The organism is Hymenobacter sp. HD11105, assembly GCF_054051685.1.
In genome coordinates, this window is sequence record NZ_JBSWBR010000002.1 from 953,155 (window position 1) to 975,225 (window position 22,071).

Here is a 22,071-nt window from a genome sequence, read left to right on the forward strand (position 1 = left end):
CAATTTGCCTACAAACAAAAAGGCCCGGCAGATAGCCGGGCCTTTTTGTTTTCGCAAAGATTAGTATCAGATGTTGAGCTTTACCAACTTCATACCTAGTTGGCCCTTTTTGCGATAATAGTCAGCTATCATCACGTAGCCGGGCTTAGCAGGATACAAGTAGGAGTAGTTTGCATTACTGACCATGTCAATTTTGTCCACTGCATACTTACCGTTCTCACCGAAGGCAATGTTGCCGATGATACGCTTAGTGCCTTCACCTTTTTCTTTATCAAAGTTGAGGTACACTACATTGAACTGCGTGTTAGCATCATTTCGCTGCATAAACTGGTAATCAAATTCGCCCTGTGACTTAATGACGTGGCCCAGTAGACCAGCACTCATAAAACCGGTGCCGGGAGGCAACATAGCATTAGAGGGGTCTTTGGCGTAGAATTTAACGCTAGTAAGCTTAGCTTCCGGGTCGAGTTCGAAGACGAGCATATTACCGATTTTACCCTTCGAAACGCTGGGGCCTCTGCCACCACCCAAGGCACTAAGAGCGATGCCGGCAGCATCGGCTACAATCTTAAACTGCTCAGCCACAATATACAGCTTGCCATCAGCGCCTTTTACAATGGAGTGCGTGTAGTTGACAAAGTTCTCTTCTAGGCTGGGCTTAGCTTCGGCCGGCATAAGGGCCATTACCTCTTTCTGCCAACCATAATTCTTGGAGCTAACAACCTTACCAGCCTCACTGAAACGTTTGATAAAGAAACCCTGGCTTTTATTTACGAAGGGCTTATCCTCTAGTTTGTAGTACTCGCCCACGGCCACGAATTCCCGCTTGGCAGGATCGAAGGTGAAGGAGCTGAGCGATAACTGCTCGGTTTTGCTGGTTTCAACCGGCAAGTCCATCACCTTTTTGCCCGTGGCTGCATTGATGGCCAGCATAGATGAAGTGACTTTGCGTGACATCATTCCATCGCGCCGCATCATGATGCCGAGGATGTATTTGTCGGTTGCTTCGGTCAGGTTCACAGCTTCGTAGAGCTTGGAGTCCTCACTGGAGGCCAAGCGCCACTTGGCTTTCAGGCTTTCATCGTACATCACAAGGGCGTAGCCTTTGGCCATGCCCGTATAGCTGTTGCGCACAAAGCCGGAGCCGGGTACCGGAAACAGATTCATTGCCATCTGAGGGTTTTCCCCACCATCACTGCCGTCTTTCTTCATCTTCAGCTGGTTCTGCATAACCATCTTGTCGGCTTTCGATAAGTCGTCAATTACCTTGGTGCCAAGCTTCTTGAGGCTGGTGTCATAGGTCTCCATCTCCAGGGTTCCGTCTTTGTAATTGACGAAATAGAAAGCAAAGGCAGAGCCATTGAAGCTGTTGGTCAGCAGAGTAAACCGGTTGGCTGGTTTCTGGATAGTGATATTGGACACTTTGCCTAAGTCCTGGTCATAGAAGTCAAGCAGGTAGTTGTCGTTTTTGCGGTCGGCTTTATCGCCGCGGGCAAACATCATGTAGCCCTTCACCTCGTTGCCAGCATAGATGGGGGAGAGGGCCGAGCGAGTCATACTCTCTATGCCGTCCAGCGTTTTGGTTTGGGCGTAAGCAGCGGCAGCCGACAATGCGAACAAGGCCGCCATGGCCGTGCGTTTAGTTAATAACATGAAATGGGAATTGAGTAGAATTTGAATGATATATGAAGTGAATGGAATGAAATAAGACGGACTTTTAGCGGCGAGTAGTTGAGGTCTTGGGCGCAGGCGTGGGGAATAATAACGGCATGAATTTGCCCCCCACGTATTGCTTCTGGTACTGCGCTTTAAGCGAAGCCGCGACCGTAGTTTCTGCTGCCAGAGTGCTGGCTGCGTAGCGGGCCGCTAGGGTATATTCATCACTAGGGGCTTCCGCTGGCAGATTGGACATTTGCGTAAAGCAGGCGCTGAGGCCTTTGTAATCTTCATAGTGAAGACTGTGCAGCGTAGATAGGAGGGTATTGAACGGAGCTGGATTGCGCGGGGAGATGTTGGAAACCACTTCGCTATAGGTGTGATCCTGTAGGTGTTGGCGCAGTTTATACAAGCTCAGCACGACCATCGAATGGAGGTAGGAATTCTGGGGCTGTTGGGGCAATAGTAACAACGCCTCGAATAGAGCGTGGTCGTAACAATCGTAATCGAACCAGCTTTGGATGACCTCAAATCGGCTGATATGACGAATCCGGGTAAATGCCGGCGTAGCAGTTAGCTGCGACCCGTCAGCTATGCGATCTTGGGCCAGCGTGCGCATAAAGCGCATACGCTTGGCGCAGTCGGGATGCGACTTAAGCGTGTCAGTGGTTTCGAGTAGAGTTTTTTCGGCTGCCTTTACTGTGAAGATAGAGTGAGGCTTTACCAGAGCCTCTCCGAATGTTTTAGGAAAATTCGAGCAACTGAAATAGGTTGCTAAATTAAGCTCACTACCTGCTTCGGACTCATCGACGGTATCAAGTAGTTGCAGGGCACGATAGGCTTGGGAGGCATCGTAGCTGGTGCGGGTTAGAAGCACATAACCCAGGGAATCGGCCTGTTTCTCGTAGCGGCGGTGGTGGTAGTTGTTGTTGAGGGAGAAACCGAGGGCTAATGCCTTAATCTGGGAACTGATATTGTACTCAGCATTAATAATACGGCGAAACTCGCGCTTCATTTCTTTGCTGTGTAATGCCATCAGGCGCTCTTGAAGGCCATTTTGCATGTGCCGGCAAGCTACGTGAGCCAGCTCATGACAGAGGATAAAGGCTAGTTGGCTTTCATTTTCAAGCCGAGGCAGCAGGCCAATATTAAGTAGCACGGTGCCACTGCCGACAGCGTGGGCGTTGGGCGCAGGATTGCGGGTGAGAATGAGCTTCGTATTGGCTGGCAATTGCGGATTAGCAGTCAAAATGCGAGCAAATACCTGCTGCACATAAGGTTCTATTTCTGAATCGAGTAGCGCTGAGTAGCGAATAGAGTTGTAAACCTCATCGGATGCTTCATGCACTACTTTGCGATAATGCTCCCGGTAGTCACTACTGCCCGATTTAGGAAGCACAAAATGAGCTTTCACTGCGTTGCGCTGCGCTACGGCTAGCTTAAATAGCTGAGTAGTGTCTTTGGAATAATAAGGTAAGTAGGGGGCATTTTGAGCAACAGCCGCAAACGTACTAAACCCAAAAAGCAACAAGAAAAGTAGTTGTAACATATAGGCACCACACGAATTTGCGGCAGAGCAGATGATTGGTATTTAATTGCCTCAAATCTAGAAAATAGAACTAAGATAATATTAACGCCTTGCTTGTTTTATTTCAAAATAATTGATCGCCTTATACCAAGCTGAAATGTAATTATGGAAAGTGATACACAATGATGTAGTTACCCCAAAATTTGGCTATAAACATCAATTTATATTGTATAAGAAGAATACGTCAGAATGTTTGAGGTTGAATATATAAAGCAGTGTTATCAGAACTGGAACCTTAGTTAAAATGAAATAATTCAATTAAAAAGTAAGATAAATGCGCCATAAAAAATTGTATTATCTTCTTGTTTGGATAAAGATTTCTGCACCGTAAGCAAATATTAATCTGAAATATGGCACTATAGCCAAGGGAGTATTTTAAATCCTTGATTGGCAATCTGTAACAGTAAATTAATCATTTGATTAAAACATTCTTACAAACATTGAGTTTACTATCTATTACTCACTACCCTGCAGTGTGCTCGGTGACTTCAGCCTCAAGCATAGAGCAAGCTGATAAGTGGTTTTAGGTTAGTTTATTCAGTTTACTATGTCCGATGAAAATCCCCAATGCACGGAAGAGCGACTTAAGATGTCGGCTCGGAAAGTGTTTATGGAGAAGGGGTTCGATGGCACTACTACCCGCGATATAGCGGAAGCGGCAGGCATCAATCAGGCCCTGACTAATTACTATTTCCGCAGCAAGGAAAAGCTGTTCCAATTGATTTTCGATGATATCTATCGGGAATACTTTCAGGAGATCTTCTGCATTATGGCCCAGCCATTAGAGTTGCGAATCAAGATTCCGCAACTGCTGGAGGCGCACTTCCGCTTGTTTGATCAGAACCCGGATTTGCCGCTGTTTCTGCTTTCGGAGATGCGTCGCCACCCCGATCTGCTAACACCCCCGAGCAAGGACCGGCCGGTTTTCTTCTTCCTGCGCCAATTGCAAGAAGCCGCTGATGCAGGGCAGATTAGGCCGGTGGCGCCTATGCACGTGTTACAGATGGTGATGGCCAATATCCAATTTATGTACCTCTCGCGGCCTATAACCACGGAAATTTCTGGTTTTGATGAGGCAGCCCACACGGAGTTTACGCGTCAGCATAAGGATATCGTCATTGATATGCTGATGAATTACCTCTTTACTTTTTGAGAAAGCCCCCCAAGGGCGACAGCTGAATTAGGTGCCTGCCTTTTAGTTTGATTACTGATTACAAGATGAAGCATTTATTTGCCCCCCTGAAGACTATCGGCCGTGCGTTTGTAGTAAGCTTAGCGCTCGTGTGTGGCCCGCTGCTGGGATGGGCACAATCGGGGAAAACGGGCGCGCCGCCTGCGTTGCCAGCTAATGCCACGCTGGAAGAGTGTGTACAGTTTGCCCTGCGCAACCAGCCGCTGGTACGCCAATCACTACTTGATGAGGCCATTGGCGAGCGGCAAATTCGCATTGGCTTGTCTGACTGGCTGCCTCAGGTGCAGGGCGTGGGCTCGTATACCCGCAACCTGATTCTGCCCGCCGTCGTGCTGCCCAACTTCCAGGACCCTGCGGCCGGGCAGCAAATCGTGCGTATCGGCCTCAACAATACGTCTACCATCGGTGTGCAGGGCACCCAACTGCTCTATAGCAACGATGTGCTGCTGGCGGCTCGCTCCCGGCGCTTTGTGCGCCTGCGCAACAGTCAGAATACCACCAACTTTAAGATTGATGTGGTGACCAACGTGAGCAAGGCGTTCTATGATATTCTGCTTACGCAGGAGCAGCTGCGCATTCTCGACGAGGCCATTGTGCGCCAGGAAAAGCAGCTCAAAGATGCCTTTGCGCAGTACGAGGTGGGCATCACTGATAAGATTGACTACAAGCGGGCGACGATTTCGGTGAAGAATGCCTACGCCCAGCGCAAAACCACGGCCGAGTCCTTGAAGGGTAAGTATGCCACCCTTAAGCAGCTCATGGGCTACGCGCCCGAAAACAACTTGGCTTTGACCTATGACACGGCGCAGATGATTCAGCAAACCCGCCTCGATACCACCCAGCAGCTGGCTTTTGAGAAACGCATTGAGGTGCAGCAGCTCCTGACCCAGAAAAAGCTTCAGCGCCTAAACACCGACTACTACCGGTTGGGCTTTCTGCCTACGCTCTCGGGCTTTATCAACTACAACCGGGTATATCAGAACAATGAATTCTCGGTGCTTTACGACCGGGCTTTTCCGAACTCCCAGGCCGGCGTGCAGCTGGCTTTGCCCATTTTCCAGGGCACACGCCGCCTCCAGAATCTGAAGATTGCGGAGCTGCAAGAGGAGCGCGTAGACCTAGACTTATTTGATACCAAAAACCAGATCAACTCGGAATATGAGCAGGCGCTGGCCACATATAAAAGTGCCCTCAACGACCTAGCAACCCAGCAGGAAAACGCCCGCGACGCCGAAGAAATCTACAACATCGTGAAGCTACAGTACGACGAGGGTATCAAGACCTATCTGGAGGTGATTGTGGCCGAAACCGATTTGCGCACCTCTCAACTCAATTATTACAATTCGCTTTTCAACGTGCTGGCCAGCAAGCTGGACGTGGAACGGGCCCTGGGCGTCATTGCTCTCAACTAATTCACGCAAGTAAAAAAAGCCCCCCTAGAGCTTTGGAAATGCCTTATTACTATATAAACATCAACCCCATGAAGTGGAATTTAGTCCGGCTGCTGCCCCTGATTATTGGCTCGGTAGCGGCTACGGCCTGCGGCTCGAAGAAAGAGGAGGCCGCGCAGAACGCTGCCCCCGCGGCCGTGCCGGTGACGATATATAAAGTGACGGAGGAAAGCGTAGTGGGCATTGATACCTACCCGGGCACGGTGGTACCACTAAACGAGGTGGAACTGCGGGCCGAGGTGAGCGGCTACCTAACTAAGTCATTTGTACAGGACGGGCAGCGCGTAACCAAGGGCCAGAAGCTTTACGAAATCGACCAGAGCCGCTATGCGGCAGCATATCAGTCGGCGCAGGCGCAGCTCCGCATTACCCAAGCTAACTACGAAAAAGCCGCTAAGGACGCCGAGCGTTACAATCGCCTTGCCGAGCAAGATGCTATTGCCCGGCAGCGCGTCGATTATGCCACCACCGACGTAGCCAACGCGCGCGCTCAGATCAGCGCAGCCCAGGCCAACCTAGCCAATGCCGCCACCGACCTGCGCCGCTCGGTGCTGGTGGCGCCCTTTGCTGGCACTATTGGCCTAGCGCAGGTGAAGCTGGGTTCGTTGGTAACGCCGGGTACGACCCTAATCAATACCATCTCCTCGGATAGCCCTATTGCCGTAGACTTTCCGGTGAATGAGCAGCTGATTCCGCGCTTCGCTAAGTTTCAGCAAGCGGCGGGGGGCAATTCTGATTCGCTCTTTACGCTGGTGCTGGCCGGTAATGAGCGCTACCCGATGCCAGGCAAAATCAACACGATTGATCGGGCGGTGGAGCAGCAAACGGGTACCATTACGGTGCGCCTGCAATTCCCCAATCCAAACCGTATCCTGCGGGCGGGCATGAACGCTACTGTGCAGGTGCTCAACGAAGACACCGGCCGTCAGCTCGTGATTCCTTACAAAGCCGTGACCGAGCAGATGGGCGAGTTCTTCGTGTACGTGGTGGGTGATAGCAGCAAAGTGAACCAGCGCAAAGTGCTGACTGGTACGCGCGTTAAGGATAAAGTAGTGGTACGCCAGGGGCTAAAAGCCAACGAGGTAATTGTGACCGAAGGTGTGCAGAATCTGCGTGAGGGCGCGGTAGTGAAAATAGATGAATCGGCTGCGCCCGTAGCAGCCAAGTAATAAAGTGTGAAAACAACTGGTCGTGTTGTTTTCAAGGCGGTCATGCAGAGCAAAGCGAAGCATCTCGCGTGCTGACGTGAGGTTAGTTATCCTGATAAACACGCGAGATGCTTCGCTTTGCTCTGCATGACCGCCTGTTAAACACAAAACACAACGACCGCAACGATTCACCAACTGAAGGACAGCTAAGCTGGAGCTTGGTGTTACAATTCTTAGAGTATGATATCTGACGTTTTTATTCGGCGACCGGTCACGGCCATCGTCATTTCAATAGTGATTGTGCTGCTGGGGGGGCTGTCCATTTTGAACCTGCCGGTCAGCCAGTACCCCAACATTTCGCCGCCGGTAGTGCAGGTGGCGGGTAGCTTTACCGGGGCCGATGCCCAGACGGTAGAGCAAACCGTAGTGACGCCCATCGAAACCCAGATCAACGGGACACCGGGCATGGCTTACATGCAGTCTAATGCTACCAACGACGGGCGCATGAGCACCAACGTCACCTTCGACATTGGTACCAACATCGACATTGCCACCCTCGACGTGCAAAACCGCGTCAGCGTAGCCCAGCCCAGCTTACCCGACGAGGTAAAACGCCTGGGCCTGACTGTGAAAAAACGTAACCCAACCGTGCTGATGGTGCTGGCTATTTACTCGCCCAAGCGCTCCCACAGCACTGCTTTCCTCGACAACTACGCCAACGTCTACGTCCGCGACGCGCTTTTACGGGTGCCCGGTGTGGGCGACGTAACCGCACTGGGTCAGGACTTTAGTATGCGTATCTGGCTTCAGCCAGATAAGATGGCCCAGCTCGGCCTAAGCGTAACGGATGTGACCAATGCCCTGCGCGAGCAGAACGTGCAGGTGGCGGCCGGCTCGGTCGGTACGGCCCCGCAGTTTAGCACCCAAGCGTTTCAATACACGATTTTCGTGAATGGTCGCATCAATCAGGTGGAGGAGTTTGAGGATATCGTAGTGCGCACCAACCCCGCCGATGGCTCTGTGGTGCAGCTTCGGGATGTGGCCCGAGTGCAGCTCGGCCAGTTCGACTACTCCCGCTACAATACCACCAACGGTATCCCAACTACGCTGCTGCTCGTCAACCAAACGCCTGGCGGCAACGCTCTGGAAACGGCCGACGGCATCTACGCCACGATGGATGCTTTGCAGAAGAAATTTCCGCCGGATGTAGTGTATAGCGCTGCATTTGAATCTGTTACGGTGGTGCGCGTATCCATTGAAGAAGTGCTGCACACCCTGGGCGAAGCGTTGCTGCTGGTTACGCTCGTGGTCTTTCTTTTCCTGCAAAGCTGGCGCGCCACGCTCATCCCCATTCTGGCTATTCCGGTGGCTATTGTGGGCACGTTTATATTCTTTATACCGCTGGGCTTTACCATTAACACCCTGACCCTCTTTGGTTTCGTGCTGGCCATTGGTATTGTAGTTGATGATGCGATTGTGGTGGTGGAAGCCGTGCAGCATTACATCGATACGGAGCGTATTTCGGCCCGCGAAGCCACGCAGAAGGCCATGAAGGACATCACGGCGCCGGTTATTGCCATAGCCCTGATTTTGGCGGCGGTGTTCGTGCCGGTAGGCTTTATTCCGGGTATTGTGGGTAAGCTCTACCAGCAATTCGCCATTACGATTGCCATTTCGGTGGTGCTGTCAGCCTTTATAGCTCTCACGCTTACGCCGGCTTTGTGCGCTCTACTGATGCGCCCCACCGAGCAAAGCCCCGATTCCAAGGGTCTAAACAAGCTGTTCTACAGATTCAACATGTGGTTTGGCCGCACCACTGAGTCCTATTCCGTGGGCGTGCGTAAAGCGCTGCGGTTTGCGCCCATGGTAATGATTCTGCTGGCCTGCATTTACGCGGGTACTGTGGGCCTGTTCAACGCCAAGCCCACGGGCTTTATCCCGAATGAGGACGAAGGCCGACTGTTTGTTTCGGTGGAGTTGCCCCAAGGTGCTTCCAGCGCCCGTACTAAGCAGATTCTGGATCAGATGTCGGAGATAATGCGCACCAAGGCCCCGGCGCTACGCACGTACACGGCCGTGGGGGGCTTAAATGCCCTGAACTTCTCCTTTAAGCCTAGTAGCGGTACCTTCTTCATTCAGCTCAAGCCCTGGGCTGAGCGTAAGGACGAATCGTTGCAGCTGGCGGCAGTTATTGCCGGTTTGCAAAAGGAGTTTTCGGTTATCAAAGGAGCCAGCATTGTGGTTGTGCCCCCGCCGGCTATTCCCGGCTTGGGTAACACGGGCGGCTTTAGCTTCCAGCTAGAGCAGCGCGAAGGCTCCACTGATATCAAAGCCTTCGAGGCCGCCGTGACCAAGTTCGTGGCCGCGGCCAACCAGCGGCCGGAAATTGGGCGGGCGTTTACCTTCTTTACTGCCAAAACTCCTGGCTACCAGGTGACCGTAGATCGAGAAAAGGCCAAGAAACTGGGTGTGTCGCTCTCGTCGGTGTTCACTACCATGTCGACTTACATGGGCTCGGCGTACATCAACGACTTCACCAAATACGGCCGCAACTTCCGGGTGGTGGCCCAGGCGGATACCTTCTACCGCAAGGATATTGAGAACCTGGGGGGCTATTACGTGCTGAATCAGCAGGGCCAGAACGTGCCGTTGCGCTCTATCATCACGACGAAAGTGGTGGAAAATGCCCCCCTGATTTCCCACTACAACCTGTTCCGCTCGGCTGAGATAAACGGCGATGCGGCCCCTGGCTACAGCTCGGGCCAGGCCATTAAGGCCTTAGAGGAAGTGGCCGCCGACGTGCTGCCCGCCGGCTACGGCTACGACTTCTCCGGCCTCAGCCGCGAGGAAATCAGCTCTGGCAATAGTACCATCATCATCTTCGGCCTCTCAATTTTGTTTGTGTTCCTGCTGCTGGCCGCACTCTACGAAAGCTGGTCGGTGCCGTTTTCGGTGCTGCTTTCGGTGCCACTGGGAGCCTTCGGCGCCATGGTGGCGCTGATTTTCCTGCCCAAGCTCACCAACAATGTCTACGCCCAGATTGGCTTGATTACGCTAATTGGTTTGTCGGCCAAAAACGCGATTCTGATTGTGGAATTCGCCAAAGAGCGCGTCGATACGGGTATGAATCTCATCGAAGCGACCATCGACGCGGTGAAGCTGCGGCTGCGACCTATTATTATGACCTCGCTGGCTTTTATTCTGGGCGTGTTGCCGCTAGCCTTTGCTTCGGGCGCGGGGGCAGTGTCGCGCCAAACTATCGGCTGGACGGTGACGGGCGGAATGTTAGCGGCTACGTTCCTGGCCATCTTTATCGTGCCGGTGCTTTACGTGCTCATTACCAAGTTTGCTTATGGCAAAACTAAGCTGGCTGAACTGGAAGCCAACTACGACCCCGCCGCCCACGGCCACGTGCAGCACGGCTCTAAAGAACCCAATACGCCCCCCACGGGTCCGGCCGGCCCCAGCAGTAACGGCCATGCTACTGAGGAGCGCAAGCGCAAGAAGGAAACGCCCCCCGAGATTGGAACCTAATCCGCAGGGGGCAAGAAGGGGGACTGATTTGCTGGTTTCGGCTGCGGACGAGCTTGGCTTAAAAACGCCACGCGCTACTGTTGAGCTGCTATAAATTCGCTAAATTAGGTCGACAACTGAGCGAGTAAGGCACGGAGAAAGCAGTAGATTTACTGCCGACGATATATGGCTCTCGCATCAACTACGCGGCGGCACTTGGTTAGCTTCTTACTTTGTCTTTTGTATGATGACCTCACCATCCGCCCAGTTCCAGCCCGAAGATGAAGCGCAACGGCTGTACAGTCTGCGCACGCACGATGTGCTTGCGTCGCTGCATGAGCCCATTTTTGATGAGTTCGTAGCCATTGCAGCTCGCATCTTCAGCCTGCCGATTTCACTAATTTCTTTGGTGGAAGAAGAGGAAGTGCATTACCCTGTCAGCGTAGGGATGCCGGGCCACGCTAAGCAGCCTCGCGAGGAGGCGGTGTGTTCCGTTGCTATTCAGCACAATCAGGCGGTGGTCGTGTATCAAGACTTGGAGTTGGTGGAGGAAGGGGAGGTTCCGGCGCCGGCTTTGGAGGCGGCCCGCTCCAATCAAGTGCGGTTTTATGCTGGGGCCGCCCTGCGCTTACCCGACCAGCGCACGGTGGGGACTTTGTGCGTAATTGACCGCAACCCCCGCACCTTTAGTGAGCACGAGCAACGCCTGCTCGAACAAATAGCTACCCTCGTAAGCCAAACTGTGGTAGTGCGGCACACCTGTATGTTATTGCCGGAAGGAGGCGAAGCGCAATGGCACCACATACGTGAGCAGCTGCGCGAGGAATTACAAGCCCTGCAGGCGTTGGTGCGGTATCTGGTAAAGCGTTACGGAACGCAAATACCCGTGCCCGCCGACGTTCTAAGCCAAGTAGAGCGGCGCCTGCACGACCTGGATGGTATTCTGAGCGAAGCTTGTGAAGGAAGTTAAAATGCCCCCCAGAGATAGTATAAAAGCCTGACTCCAAACGTATAGGAGCTCCACGCAAACAGAAAGGCACCGCCTCCCATGAGTAGTCAGGGAAAGCGGCGCCTATTTAGTTAGCAGACGTACGAAAGCACCAACTTACTCGCGCCTTATAGCCAGCACGACGCGCTTATCTTCTTTAGGTACACCATTTCCTTTGGGATAAGGCGTAACGTCCTTTAAAACAACAGTGTATTGCCGACCGTTAGCCTGCACTGTAGCCGCCGTATCCTTGATGGCGCCCAAGCTTAGCGTAAGCTTCTGGTTAATTCCGCTCTGGTCCTGAATGCCCAGATTAGCATAAACTACTCCCTCCCAAACACACGTGACGTCGGAAGGGCAACGGCCGTCTTGCACATCCTCCACCGTAACGGTCAGCTCCGGGGCGCTTGGCTGGGGCAGGGCCGCGCTTTGCTGGTAGCGCAGCGTGACGACCTGTTCGAAAGAGGCGGTGAGCAGCGGGGTAGCCTCTTCTTTTTGGCAACTAGCCAAGCCTGCGAGGCCCACGACGAGCGAATAATAGAGCAGCTTCATAGGAAAAAAGCGTAAAGTCGAATCAGAAACCGGAAGTTATCAGGTAGAGTTCATCGGAGGGATTTTGGTTGCAAGGCGGAGAAAATTGGCTAATGAGTAGCCGGCTAGTATGGTCGTTGGCAGCAGAATACTATCTTGACCCGTATGAAAAAGCTGCTTTTTGTGTTTCTGGCGTGCTTCATCGGGCAAGCTGCGCCGGCCCAGATACTTAAGTCCCAAACGCTGCCGCTGTATACGGGCACCATTCCTAATTCCAAGCCCAGCAGCGTGCAGGAAACCAGCATCACGCTGCCCAATGGCGGTGTGCGCATTTCCAACGTCGTGCAGCCTACCCTCACGGTATTTTTACCCCCCAGCGACAAAGCTACCGGCACAGCCGTGGTTATTTGTCCCGGTGGCGGCTACACCCGGCTCTCCATCGACCACGAAGGCTACGACATAGCAAAGCGGCTGAATGAGATGGGCGTGGCGGCCTTCGTGCTCAAGTACCGCCTGCCCAACGACCAAAGCCAACCCGATAAGTCTATTGCTCCCTTGCTCGATGCCCAGCAGGCCCTGCGGCTGGTGCGCCAGCAGGCCAGCAAGTACGGCGTAAACCCGAACCGAGTGGGCCTGATGGGCTTTTCGGCGGGCGGCCATTTGGCGTCCACGGCCGGCACCCACTTCGCCCAACCCGTAGGCCAGCCCGCCGACAAAACGACCTCCGTGCGCCCCGATTTTCTGGTGCTCATGTACCCCGTTATCAGCTTCTCCGATAGTCTCAAGCACATGGGCTCGCGCACCAACCTTATCGGCGAGCAGCCCAGCGCCGACCAAATCCGGCTTTACTCCAACGAAACGCAGGTGACAGCTCAAACGCCCCCCACGTTTCTGGTACACGCCCAGGACGACGCAACGGTGCCCGTACAAAACAGTATCGTGTTCTACCAGGCCTTACTGCGCCACAAGGTGCCCGCTGAGATGCACCTGTACCCGCGCGGTGGCCACGGCTTTGGCTTGCACAACAAAACCACCCAGGAAGACTGGTCTTCCAGCCTAAAAAACTGGATGGCGGCCAACGGGTGGCTGACCAAATAGCTGAGCGGCAAATTCATACTATTTTCTTCGTAAGCGGCGTAGGCTGCCGAATCAGATGCGGCTTACTTGATCCGGCCATGACCCGTAAGAATGTATTGCAATGGCTGCCTCTAGCCATTTTTGTCCTAATCATGCTCACCGATCTGCGGCCCCTGGTGCTGGGCGGTTTGCAGCGCGGCCTGCTCGCTACGGGCTTGTGGAAAGCGGCTGCTCCGGCCTTGCCCGAGGGCTCAGTATCGGTGCCGGCCACGGAAATACTTTCGGCGGGGGCAGCGTATCCGCATAGTGTGTCGCTGGTCACGCTGGGGGGTAAATCCGTCAATCTAAGTGAGCTGAAAGGCAAAGTGGTGTTCGTGAATATGTGGGCAAGCTGGTGTCCGCCCTGCGTGGCCGAAATGCCGGGCATTCACGCGCTTTATGAGAAAATGGACACGGCCAAAGTCGCCTTTGTGATGATCTCGCTGGATGAGCAGCCCGCCAAGGCTCAGGCGCTGCTCCAGCGCCGCGACTATACCTTCCCCGTGTACTTTCCCACGGGTCCGCTGCCCCCGCCGTTCGATTCCAACGCCATTCCGTTTACCGTTATTCTCAGCCCCGATGGCCAGGTGGCGGCCCGCCATGAGGGTATGGCTGAGTACGATACGCCCGAATTCAGGGCGGGCCTGAAAAAGCTAGCCGCCGCGCCCGGCAAATAGAGCTGCTGTAAGTCAGCCTGCCTGATTCAACACCACGTATAGTTAGCTCAGGGATGCGTGTAACCTGTGAAGGCGACACGCTCCACATATTATCTGGGGGGCAAATATGGCGTTGAAGCAGGTTTTATTCGCTGTAAAAACATCGGTCCAGCTACCTTTAGGGCATAAGCGGCCGGAGTAAAAGAGCTGCTTCATTGAATACTGACTAAGCGAATATGGATGTTTTAACCCGCCACAATGTCCACGTTTCCGGTTCTGGAGCCCAGACACTGGTGTTTGTTCATGGCTTTGGCTGTAATCAGCACATGTGGCGGCTCGTGGTGCCGGCTTTTGCCGAGCACTACCGCGTCGTGCTGCTCGATTTGGTTGGGTCGGGTAAGTCAGACCTCACCGCCTACAACCCAGCCCGCTATAGCACCCTCGCCGCCCACGCTGAGGATGTGTTGGCCGTGCTAGCGGCACTCGATATACAGGAATCCATTCTGATTGGCCACTCCGTTAGTGCCATGATTAGCGTGCTGGCCGCCATTCAGGAGCCGGCGCGGTTTTCTCGGCTGGTGCTGGTGGCTCCATCCCCGCGCTTTCTCAACGACGAAGGGTACCTGGGGGGCTTTGAGCGGACCGACATTGAGGAACTGCTCACCACCATGGACGATAATTACCTGGGCTGGTCGGCGGGCATAACCCCCGTGATTATGGGCCACCCCGATCGGCCCGAGCTGAGCGCGGAGCTGAACACCAGCTTTTGCAGCACCGACCCCACCATTGCCAAGCACTTTGCCAGGGTTACTTTTCTGTCCGACAACCGAGCCGATTTGCCGCTGGTGCGCACGCCTACGCTTATTCTGCAATGTGCCCGCGACGTGCTAGCGCCCTTGGCCGTTGGCAAGTATGTGCACCAGCAATTACCCCACAGCGAGTTGGTGGTGCTGGATACCTCCGGGCATTGTCCGCACCTGAGCGCCCCGCAGGCTACCATTGCCGCCATCAACAGCTTTCTGGAACTGACGCCCGCAGCGTATGAGTGAGGCCGAAGATGAGTTGCTGCCCGCACTAGACCTGCGCCTAACGGAGGAAAACCCGGACGACCTCTATGAAAATGCCCCCTGCGGGTACTGCTCCTGCCTGCCCGATGGTACCCTAATCAAGTTGAATCAAACGCTGCTGGGCTGGCTGGGCTACACCCGCCAGGAGCTAGTGGCTCGGCAGTGTTTGCAGGATTTGCTTACGTTGGGCGGGCGTCTGCACTACGAGGTGCATTGTGCGCCCTTACTGCTGTTGCAGGGGCAGGTGCGCGAAATCAGCTACTCCTTGCGCTGCAAAGACGGGGCTACATTGCCCGTGTTGATGAATGCTGTGCTGTTGCGCGATACCGACAATCAGCCCCTGCTGGTGCGCGTCACGCTCTTTGACATCACCGACCGGCGCAAATACGAGCAGGAGCTTTTGCGGGCCAAGGCTCAGGCGGAAGAGCAGCGCGAACTGCTGCAGCGCCAGAACGAGCAGCTGACCCGCATTAATGCCGACCTCGACAGCTTCGTGTACACCGCCTCCCACGACCTTAAGCAGCCGATTCACAACATGGCCGGGCTGTTTGCCGAAATCAAGCACAGCGCTACCTTCCACGACCCGACGGCCGCCGGCATGCTGACCATGTTTGACCAAGCCCTGCAACAGATTTTAAGCACCATCGAGGGGCTAACGGAGGTAGTGCAGCAACAACGCCGCCTCGAGCTTACGCCCGTAGAAGCCGTGGAATTGCTGCCCTTCGTGCAGGAAGTTATTCGGAGTCTTAAGCTTGCCGACGGCCAGCAGCAAAGCATTTTTACTTTCGATTTCAGCGCTGCACCCTCTATTCGGATGGCACGGTCTGGCCTCCAGAGTATTCTCTACAACCTGCTCAGCAACGCCCTCAAATACGCCGCGCCGGGTAGGCCGCTCCGCGTAAAAGTGAGTAGTAAGATGCTGAATAACATGCTGGTGCTAAGCGTGCAAGACAACGGTCGCGGCATCGACCTAGAGCGCTACGGCGACCAGCTGTTTCAGTTATTTCGCCGCTTTCATCCGGAGGTTGAAGGCTTAGGCATGGGCTTGTATCTGGTCAATCGACTGGTGCATCAAGCGGGGGGCAAAATTGAGGTTAACAGCACTGAAGGGGAGGGCACAAGCTTTGATCTTCATTTGCCCCAATAGTCGCCCTTAGTTATTTAGCCAGACTTACGCAAAGCTATAGACGCTTGAAAAGGCCGTCAGAGCTACCATTTTAGCTTGATCATGGTGCGGTAGAGGCGCAATATTTTGCGTCTCGACATTGAACGATTAACACCGGCATTCGGCTAAACCGCATCGGCAACCAGGAGCGCAAAATATTGCGCCTCTACCGCGTCTGAGGAAGCTCGAAGTCCTTTTTGCCATGGCTTTGAACAGCAAAAAAGCCCCCCAGAAGTGTATGCCGGTTTCTGACTGGCAAAAAGACTACCTTGTTTCTCGCGGCTTGCCCCAGCATCATTGAGAGCATGCCCGTTATTTTTAGTCTATCCGTCTCCGTTTTAGCTATGAATTTTGCTGCTCATATGCGCCTCTTGCTGAGCGCCTTCCTTGTTGTTTTCGCCTGCGTATCGAGCTTGGCGCAGCAGTTTACGCCACAGGTGCAGGAGTTCATTACCGTGCAAGCTCCGGTGGTGGCACTAGTTGATGCGAAGGTGATAGACGGCACCGGTCGGCCCGCCCAGCTCCATCAAACGGTCGTGCTGCGCCAGGGCCGCATCGTACAAGTTGGACCTGTGAAAAAAGTGAAAGTGCCCGCCGACGCCCAGGTAATTAACTGTGCCGGCAAAACCCTGATTCCGGGGTTGGTAATGCTGCACGAGCATCTGTACTACACTATGCCCATGGGGGGCTTTTTTAACATCGCTCAAATGCCGTATTCCTTTCCGCGCCTCTACCTGGCCGGCGGCGCTACTACCATCCGCACAGCGGGCAGCATCGAGCCCCAGACCGATCTGGCCATCAAGCGCCTTATTACGGAAGGCAAGCTCATCGGCCCGGATATGGACGTGACAGCGCCCTACATTGAAGAGCCCAGCTTGGATATTCCTGCTCTGAACACGATAAACGGCCCCCAGGAAGCCGCCGCGCACACTAGGTTCTGGGCCGATAAAGGCTGCACGTCCTTCAAAATGTACATGCACGCTACCCGCGCCGACTTGGCCGCGGTAGTACAAGAAGCCCACCAGCGGAAGCTGAAAGTTACCGGCCACCTTTGCTCCATCACCTACCGCGAAGCCGCCGAGCTCGGCATCGATAACCTGGAACACGGCTTCATGGCCAGCTCCGACTTTGTCGCCAACAAAGCCCCCGACTCGGCCGACTATCCAGCAGCCCGCAAAGCATTATTACAGTTGCCGGCAAATAGCCCCGAAATAAAAAGCCTGATTAGCTTTTTGGTCAGCAAGAGGGTGGCCATTACCTCCACGTTGCCCGTATTCGAGCCCTTCACGGGCCGCGAAGTGGTGCTGGGTGGAGGCCTGGAAGCCCTGATTCCGCAGCTACAAGAGCGCGAGCAAGCCACCTGGCAGCAAAACCAAGGCAAGGACACGGCCAGCACCCGCCTATTCAAGAAAGAAATGGCCTGGGAAAAGCAGTTCTACGACGCGGGGGGGCTTTTAGTCTCCGGCACCGACCCAACGGGCGCAGGCCGCACCATTGCCGGCTACGCCAACCGACGCCAGCTGGAGTTGCTCGTCGAGGCCGGTTTTACGCCAGTCGAGGCTATCAAAATAAGCACCCTAAACGGCGCTAAGTACCTGGGGCGCGACAAAGAAATCGGCACTATAGAAGCCGGCAAGCAGGCCGACTTAATCCTAATTAACGGCGACCCCGAGAAAGACATGCAGCAGGTGCGCCGCATGGAAATTGTATTTAAAAAGGGCGTCGGCTTCGATTCCGTCAAGCTGTTCGAAACCCTAAAAGGAAAAGTGGGCTTAAATTAAATTATGGCACCTGACTAACATAATAGGCTGATAATCAAAAAAACTAACTGAGTTATCTACTACTTTGTCCTCAGTTGAGGACTTGCCCAGCACAAAACGGAAGCGTAGCAGAGCGCATTTTTCTATTCAGTTACTCGTAAAGCCAAACGTTAAAGCAACAAATCCGCCTCGCCGGCCCACCAGATTTCGGTGCCGGGGGGCAAATCCGCTACCTCCTCCGATTCCAGCAACAGCACCGCGTCCGCCGTGTCGATGAGCGTAGCTTCCGAGCTGGCGGCCTCTGCTGGCCGCGACATTTCCTCTACGCTAGCAGGCACTAGTTGCTGGTGGCCATCGGAAAATACAAGCCTTACTTCCAGTTTGGTATGTAGAGTAAACTTGCGTAGCAACGGCTCTGGTTGGCGCGCAATGGCCAGCAAGCCTAAGCCCGTCAGGCGGTAGCTCTCGGCTACGACAAGTAAAAGCTTAGGCGTCATCGCTAGTTATGATTCTTTGATCTGGACCAGTTTTTCGGGTCGAATGGGTAAAGACCGAATGCGTTTGCCGCAGGCCTGAAACACAGCATTGGCTAAGGCCGCGGATGTAGGACCTTGAGCTGCTTCGCCGGCGCCGAGTGGTTTTTCGTTGGGCCGGTTGATAATAGAGACCGTCACGGCCGGAACTTCGTCGAAGCGAAAAATAGGGTAGGTTTCCCACTGCCGGCTGGTAATTTGCTGCTCATTAAAGAGCACTTCTTCCTTCAACGTCCAGCTGGAAGCTTGAATAAGGCCGCCTTCGGTTTGATTTTTTAGGCCATCGGGGTTGATGGTTTCGCCCGCGTCGATGGCCGCCCATAGGTGCAAGGCGCGGATGGTGCCCATTTCCTCGGCTACGTGCACCTTGGCCACCACGGCGCAGTAGGCTGCCTGGTTTTTATACTGCGCGAAGCCGAGCCCGAACCCTTCGCCGGGGCCAAGTCTCTCGTTTTTGATCATCTCCCGCGTGCGCCGAATCACAGCCTTTGCCCGTTCATCGGTCAGGTGGCGCAAGCGGAACTCCCACGGATCCTGCTTGGCTTGGGCCGCAAGCTCATCCATAAATGATTCGATGGCAAACACGTTGCCGAAAGCCCCCAGCCCCCGCAAAGCCGACACGCGCAGCGGCCCCTGCACGTAGTGCGCATCCAGGCGTTGGTTGGCAATGTCATATAGCGGCTCCCCGTTACGATAAATGGCGCTGCTTACTTCGGTACTAGGCGCAAGGGTGACGGGCTGGGCCAGCAGCCGCGCAGCTAACAACGACTCCGGTTTGCTCCCCGGTCGCGTGCTGTGCGTATCCGACCAGATGTTGCTTTGCCAGTGCGAAATGCGGCCTGTCTCATTCAATCGAGCCTCAAGCTGCACAAGCATAGCGCTGCCGTAGGGCTCCCAAGCGTGCTCATCATCCCGCGACCATTGCAGGCGCACGTGCCGACCCGGATAAGCGCGGGCCAGCAGAGCCGCGTCGGCGGCTACGTCGTCGGCGCCATTGTGTCCATAGCAGCCCGAACCAGGTACCGCTTTTATATGCACGCGCTCGGGGGGCATTTTTAGCAGAGCCGCCACCGTGGCGCGGAGTGGATACACACCTTGGCTGTGGCTCCAAATGTGCAGCATATCCTTCTCGAACAGCGCCACCGCGCAGCTCGGGCCTACGGAGCCGTGCATCAAATAAGGCTTGAAGTAGCGGGCGCTAAGCGAGGCCGCCCCCGAAGTGCCACCAGGGCCCGCCGCATCGAAGCTGCTCATGTTGCCTTTATCTACGGCCCGCTTAGTAATTGCCGGTAGCGAAGTCAACAAGTCGGGTAGGGGCTGCTTGGTAGGCAGGGTAAGACCAGCGGTCCACTGGGCGTGCTGAATGCCGTAGTCTTGGGCCTGCTTGGCCTGGTATTCCTTGGTTGTAATAAATCCGATAAAGCTGCCATCGATAACTGTTTTGAGCAGGCCGGGGATTTGGCGTTGCATTTCAGCCGTGTCTAGTCGCGCTAATTTTCCTCCGTACGAAGGAGGCCGCAACACACGGGCGTGCACCATACCTGGGAACCGCAGATCCTGCACGTAAACAGTTTGTGCCCGCACCATTCGCTCGATATCATCACGAAGTACGGCTTTACCCACATGGGTATAGACGCTTTTTGACTTGAGCTTAAGCGGTAATTTTACTTCACCTTTCAACTGCTGGTCTTTTAACAATTGGGTAAAAGTAATTTTCTTTCTGCCATCGGCTGTACTTATCGTGCCGTCGGTAAGACGGAGCTGACTGGCTTTCACATTAAGCTGCTGAGCCGCAAGTGCAAGTAGCTGCTCCCGGGCCGCTGCGGCCGCGTAGCGAATACTCATGCCACTGCTTTCAATAGAAGCGCTGCCGGAGGTATAGCGCTCATCCGGCGTACGGTCTGTTTCGGCCAAAACAACCTCTACGCGATCCATTGATAGATTAAGCTCTTCAGCAGCCAGTTGGGCTACTGCCGTCCGAATGCCCTGACCGATTTCAGTCTTGCCCGTGAGCACCCGTACACGGCCATCGGCCAGTACTTCCAGCCAGGCATTTATACGTGGGTTTTTGGCTAGGCTTTCCGGCAGTTTTTCTTCTATTATGCTTTCGCCCGCCAGCAAATCAGCCCCGTTGCCCAGCACGAAAGCAATGGTTAAGCAACCAGCAGACTTTAGAAAATCGCGGCGGGAGGAAGGCTGGGAACTAAAGGAAAGTGTCATAACAAATGGGTAATTAATCTATTATGCCTATTTATACATTTGTTTAAAAGTCAGAAGTCTACTGCTTTTATAATACCGCTAGGGAGGTTTCGCAAGCTTTGCTTACGAGCAAACTTATAAGCTCAAGATTTGATGGAGTCGGCGGCTTTCTTGATGGCGGCAAGGGCCCGTGAATGCACACCGCAGCGGCATAGCACTCGATATAAGGCGTTGCGGATGGTTTGTTCGTCGGGTTTGGGATGCACGGTTAGCAGCGCCACGGCCGATATTACCATGCCGTTCATACAGAAGCCGCATTGAGCTGCCTGTTCGTCAACGAAGGCCTGTTGCACAGGATGAAGGCTACCATCGGGGCGGGTAAGGCCCTCTAAAGTGGTGATAGCCGCATTATGCACATTGGCCACCGGCAATTGGCAGCTGGGCCAGGCAATAGTGTCGAGCAGGACCATGCAGGAGCCGCACTGCTGCAAGCCACAACCGAATTTGGGACCGTTCAGGCCCAGGTCGTCGCGCAGCACATACAGCAGGGGCGTAGCCGGATCGACGCGTACGGTGCGCAGCTGGCCATTGACTTTAAGGGTGAATTCAGCTTCCATAGTCGAGGTATTTAGTAGAAATACTCAGACTGAGGACAAAAAGATATGCTGAAGCCTATAGAAACGCGCAGCTAAGAATCGGGGTACGAACTTATTGGGCTACTATCGGGACTGGCACAAGAAAAAATCCCCCAGAAAACCGCCAACCACCCTTAGTCCCATCGCCTACAGGGGCAAGCTCGACTTCAACCTAAGCACAACAGCGCGCGTACGCCAAAGCTTATCGTATCTCATTTCACTCAGCAACGCTATGAATCCTACCCAATTAAGCGACGAACTCCGCAACGCCGACACCCCCGATCTTAACCGCCGCCGCTGGATTGTTGGCCTTTCCATGCTCGGCGCCGCCGCCGGCCAGATCGTAGGCCTCTACCAAACCGGCATTATCAAAACCCTGCCCGATCCGCCTTCTGGGGGGCTTTTTAACTCGCCCAAAGTCGACGCCTCCGACTACGCCTACAAGCGCTTTGATACCCCCGACGCCCTCATGATGATCGTGAGCTACGGCATTACGGCGTGGCTGGCGGGTGCGGGGGGCAAAAATCGGGCAACACAGGTGCCCGCGTTACCCATTGCTATGGGCCTTAAAACCCTGGGCGACACGCTGACGGCCGTGAAGCTGGGCCAAGAAGAATGGGCCGAAAACAAGGCCTTGTGCTTTTATTGCCAGGTAGCCACGGTGGCCTCGGTAGCGTCGGTGGCGCTGGCCGTGCCGGAAGTAATAAAAGCCGTGAAAAATATCGGTGGCAATGGTAGGGTAAATCAAACTAGCTAAGTGAAAGCATGTAGAACGTAGTTTGTCTCCCTATATAAATGAGGACCAGGCAGACTTTCACGTCAGATAATTTATGACGTGAAAGTCTGCCTGGTCCTCATTTAAGTATACAGAAA

The 22,071-nt window shown here is 54.3% G+C and carries 17 protein-coding genes; 11 read left to right on the forward strand and 6 right to left on the reverse strand.

What is annotated here, in order from left to right:
* Nucleotides 1–66 precede the first annotated feature (66 nt).
* On the reverse strand, nt 67–1,653 hold the full coding sequence (locus tag ACW9KT_RS10195) for a DUF6770 family protein (RefSeq protein WP_457079950.1): 1,587 nt from the start codon (nt 1,651–1,653) through the stop codon (nt 67–69).
* A gap of 64 nt (nt 1,654–1,717) precedes the next feature.
* On the reverse strand, nt 1,718–3,205 hold the full coding sequence (locus tag ACW9KT_RS10200; RefSeq protein ID WP_457079952.1) for a M48 family metallopeptidase: 1,488 nt from the start codon (nt 3,203–3,205) through the stop codon (nt 1,718–1,720).
* A 586-nt stretch (nt 3,206–3,791) separates the two neighbouring features.
* Here ACW9KT_RS10200 and ACW9KT_RS10205 point away from each other — a divergent pair.
* The 5 genes from ACW9KT_RS10205 (at nt 3,792) to ACW9KT_RS10225 (ending at nt 11,518) form a co-directional block, all read left to right on the forward strand.
* On the forward strand, nt 3,792–4,397 hold the full coding sequence (locus ACW9KT_RS10205) for a TetR/AcrR family transcriptional regulator (protein WP_457079954.1): 606 nt from the start codon (nt 3,792–3,794) through the stop codon (nt 4,395–4,397).
* Nucleotides 4,398–4,462: 65 nt separating this feature from the next.
* Nucleotides 4,463–5,848 carry a TolC family protein gene (locus tag ACW9KT_RS10210; RefSeq protein ID WP_457079956.1) on the forward strand — a complete coding sequence of 462 codons (1,386 nt, stop codon included), beginning with the start codon at nt 4,463–4,465 and terminating at the stop codon, nt 5,846–5,848.
* A gap of 68 nt (nt 5,849–5,916) precedes the next feature.
* Complete coding sequence (locus ACW9KT_RS10215) at nt 5,917–7,056, forward strand: efflux RND transporter periplasmic adaptor subunit (protein WP_457079958.1); 1,140 nt, start codon at nt 5,917–5,919, stop codon at nt 7,054–7,056.
* A 219-nt stretch (nt 7,057–7,275) separates the two neighbouring features.
* Entirely contained in the window at nt 7,276–10,569 is a 3,294-nt protein-coding gene (locus ACW9KT_RS10220) for an efflux RND transporter permease subunit (RefSeq protein ID WP_457079960.1), read from the forward strand.
* A gap of 223 nt (nt 10,570–10,792) precedes the next feature.
* Nucleotides 10,793–11,518 (forward strand): GAF domain-containing protein, encoded by a 726-nt coding sequence (locus ACW9KT_RS10225; protein ID WP_457079962.1) that lies wholly within the window; start codon nt 10,793–10,795, stop codon nt 11,516–11,518.
* 135 nt (nt 11,519–11,653) lie between these two features.
* Here ACW9KT_RS10225 and ACW9KT_RS10230 read toward each other — a convergent pair whose 3' ends face one another.
* Nucleotides 11,654–12,088 (reverse strand): hypothetical protein, encoded by a 435-nt coding sequence (locus ACW9KT_RS10230; protein WP_457079964.1) that lies wholly within the window; start codon nt 12,086–12,088, stop codon nt 11,654–11,656.
* A gap of 144 nt (nt 12,089–12,232) precedes the next feature.
* Between ACW9KT_RS10230 and ACW9KT_RS10235 the strand changes: the two genes are divergently transcribed.
* From ACW9KT_RS10235 to ACW9KT_RS10255, 5 genes are all read left to right on the forward strand, one after another.
* Entirely contained in the window at nt 12,233–13,165 is a 933-nt protein-coding gene (locus tag ACW9KT_RS10235) for an alpha/beta hydrolase (RefSeq protein WP_457079966.1), read from the forward strand.
* A gap of 77 nt (nt 13,166–13,242) precedes the next feature.
* Nucleotides 13,243–13,860 carry a TlpA family protein disulfide reductase gene (locus tag ACW9KT_RS10240; RefSeq protein WP_457079968.1) on the forward strand — a complete coding sequence of 206 codons (618 nt, stop codon included), beginning with the start codon at nt 13,243–13,245 and terminating at the stop codon, nt 13,858–13,860.
* Between the two features lie 215 nt (nt 13,861–14,075).
* Nucleotides 14,076–14,888 (forward strand): alpha/beta fold hydrolase, encoded by an 813-nt coding sequence (locus ACW9KT_RS10245; protein ID WP_457079970.1) that lies wholly within the window; start codon nt 14,076–14,078, stop codon nt 14,886–14,888.
* Nucleotides 14,881–16,053 (forward strand): sensor histidine kinase, encoded by a 1,173-nt coding sequence (locus ACW9KT_RS10250; RefSeq protein ID WP_457079972.1) that lies wholly within the window; start codon nt 14,881–14,883, stop codon nt 16,051–16,053. The genes ACW9KT_RS10245 and ACW9KT_RS10250 overlap by 8 nt, the downstream gene beginning before the upstream one ends.
* Before the next feature lie 362 nt (nt 16,054–16,415).
* The gene (locus ACW9KT_RS10255; RefSeq protein WP_457079974.1) at nt 16,416–17,852 is read left to right on the forward strand and encodes an amidohydrolase family protein; all 1,437 of its coding nucleotides are present in this window, start codon (nt 16,416–16,418) and stop codon (nt 17,850–17,852) included.
* Nucleotides 17,853–18,001: 149 nt separating this feature from the next.
* On the opposite strand, the gene ACW9KT_RS10260 is transcribed toward ACW9KT_RS10255, so the two are convergent.
* The 3 genes from ACW9KT_RS10260 to ACW9KT_RS10270 form a co-directional block, all read right to left on the reverse strand.
* A complete protein-coding gene (locus ACW9KT_RS10260; protein ID WP_457079976.1) occupies nt 18,002–18,328 on the reverse strand; it encodes a hypothetical protein in 327 nt (108 codons plus the stop codon).
* 6 nt (nt 18,329–18,334) lie between these two features.
* On the reverse strand, nt 18,335–20,584 hold the full coding sequence (locus ACW9KT_RS10265; protein WP_457079978.1) for a molybdopterin cofactor-binding domain-containing protein: 2,250 nt from the start codon (nt 20,582–20,584) through the stop codon (nt 18,335–18,337).
* 122 nt (nt 20,585–20,706) lie between these two features.
* Nucleotides 20,707–21,180, reverse strand: a complete 474-nt coding sequence (locus ACW9KT_RS10270) for a (2Fe-2S)-binding protein (protein WP_457079980.1) — start codon at nt 21,178–21,180, stop codon at nt 20,707–20,709.
* 250 nt (nt 21,181–21,430) lie between these two features.
* On the opposite strand from ACW9KT_RS10270, the gene ACW9KT_RS10275 reads away from it, so the two are divergent.
* Complete coding sequence (locus ACW9KT_RS10275) at nt 21,431–21,955, forward strand: vitamin K epoxide reductase family protein (RefSeq protein ID WP_457079982.1); 525 nt, start codon at nt 21,431–21,433, stop codon at nt 21,953–21,955.
* The last annotated feature ends 116 nt before the right edge of the window (nt 21,956–22,071 follow it).

Bases quoted from the DNA above. Each gene is read 5' to 3' on its own strand.
- ACW9KT_RS10195 (WP_457079950.1), bottom strand. From the start codon at position 1,653: ATGTTATTAACTAAACGCACGGCCATGGCGGCCTTGTTCGCATTGTCG.
- ACW9KT_RS10210 (WP_457079956.1), top strand. From the start codon at position 4,463: ATGAAGCATTTATTTGCCCCCCTGAAGACTATCGGCCGTGCGTTTGTA.
- ACW9KT_RS10230 (WP_457079964.1), bottom strand. From the start codon at position 12,088: ATGAAGCTGCTCTATTATTCGCTCGTCGTGGGCCTCGCAGGCTTGGCT.
- ACW9KT_RS10250 (WP_457079972.1), top strand. From the start codon at position 14,881: ATGAGTGAGGCCGAAGATGAGTTGCTGCCCGCACTAGACCTGCGCCTA.
- ACW9KT_RS10260 (WP_457079976.1), bottom strand. From the start codon at position 18,328: ATGACGCCTAAGCTTTTACTTGTCGTAGCCGAGAGCTACCGCCTGACG.
- ACW9KT_RS10225 (WP_457079962.1), top strand. From the start codon at position 10,793: ATGATGACCTCACCATCCGCCCAGTTCCAGCCCGAAGATGAAGCGCAA.
- ACW9KT_RS10275 (WP_457079982.1), top strand. From the start codon at position 21,431: ATGAATCCTACCCAATTAAGCGACGAACTCCGCAACGCCGACACCCCC.
- ACW9KT_RS10265 (WP_457079978.1), bottom strand. From the start codon at position 20,584: ATGACACTTTCCTTTAGTTCCCAGCCTTCCTCCCGCCGCGATTTTCTA.
- ACW9KT_RS10270 (WP_457079980.1), bottom strand. From the start codon at position 21,180: ATGGAAGCTGAATTCACCCTTAAAGTCAATGGCCAGCTGCGCACCGTA.
- ACW9KT_RS10245 (WP_457079970.1), top strand. From the start codon at position 14,076: ATGGATGTTTTAACCCGCCACAATGTCCACGTTTCCGGTTCTGGAGCC.
- ACW9KT_RS10220 (WP_457079960.1), top strand. From the start codon at position 7,276: ATGATATCTGACGTTTTTATTCGGCGACCGGTCACGGCCATCGTCATT.
- ACW9KT_RS10240 (WP_457079968.1), top strand. From the start codon at position 13,243: ATGACCCGTAAGAATGTATTGCAATGGCTGCCTCTAGCCATTTTTGTC.
- ACW9KT_RS10255 (WP_457079974.1), top strand. From the start codon at position 16,416: ATGAATTTTGCTGCTCATATGCGCCTCTTGCTGAGCGCCTTCCTTGTT.
- ACW9KT_RS10235 (WP_457079966.1), top strand. From the start codon at position 12,233: ATGAAAAAGCTGCTTTTTGTGTTTCTGGCGTGCTTCATCGGGCAAGCT.
- ACW9KT_RS10200 (WP_457079952.1), bottom strand. From the start codon at position 3,205: ATGTTACAACTACTTTTCTTGTTGCTTTTTGGGTTTAGTACGTTTGCG.
- ACW9KT_RS10205 (WP_457079954.1), top strand. From the start codon at position 3,792: ATGTCCGATGAAAATCCCCAATGCACGGAAGAGCGACTTAAGATGTCG.
- ACW9KT_RS10215 (WP_457079958.1), top strand. From the start codon at position 5,917: ATGAAGTGGAATTTAGTCCGGCTGCTGCCCCTGATTATTGGCTCGGTA.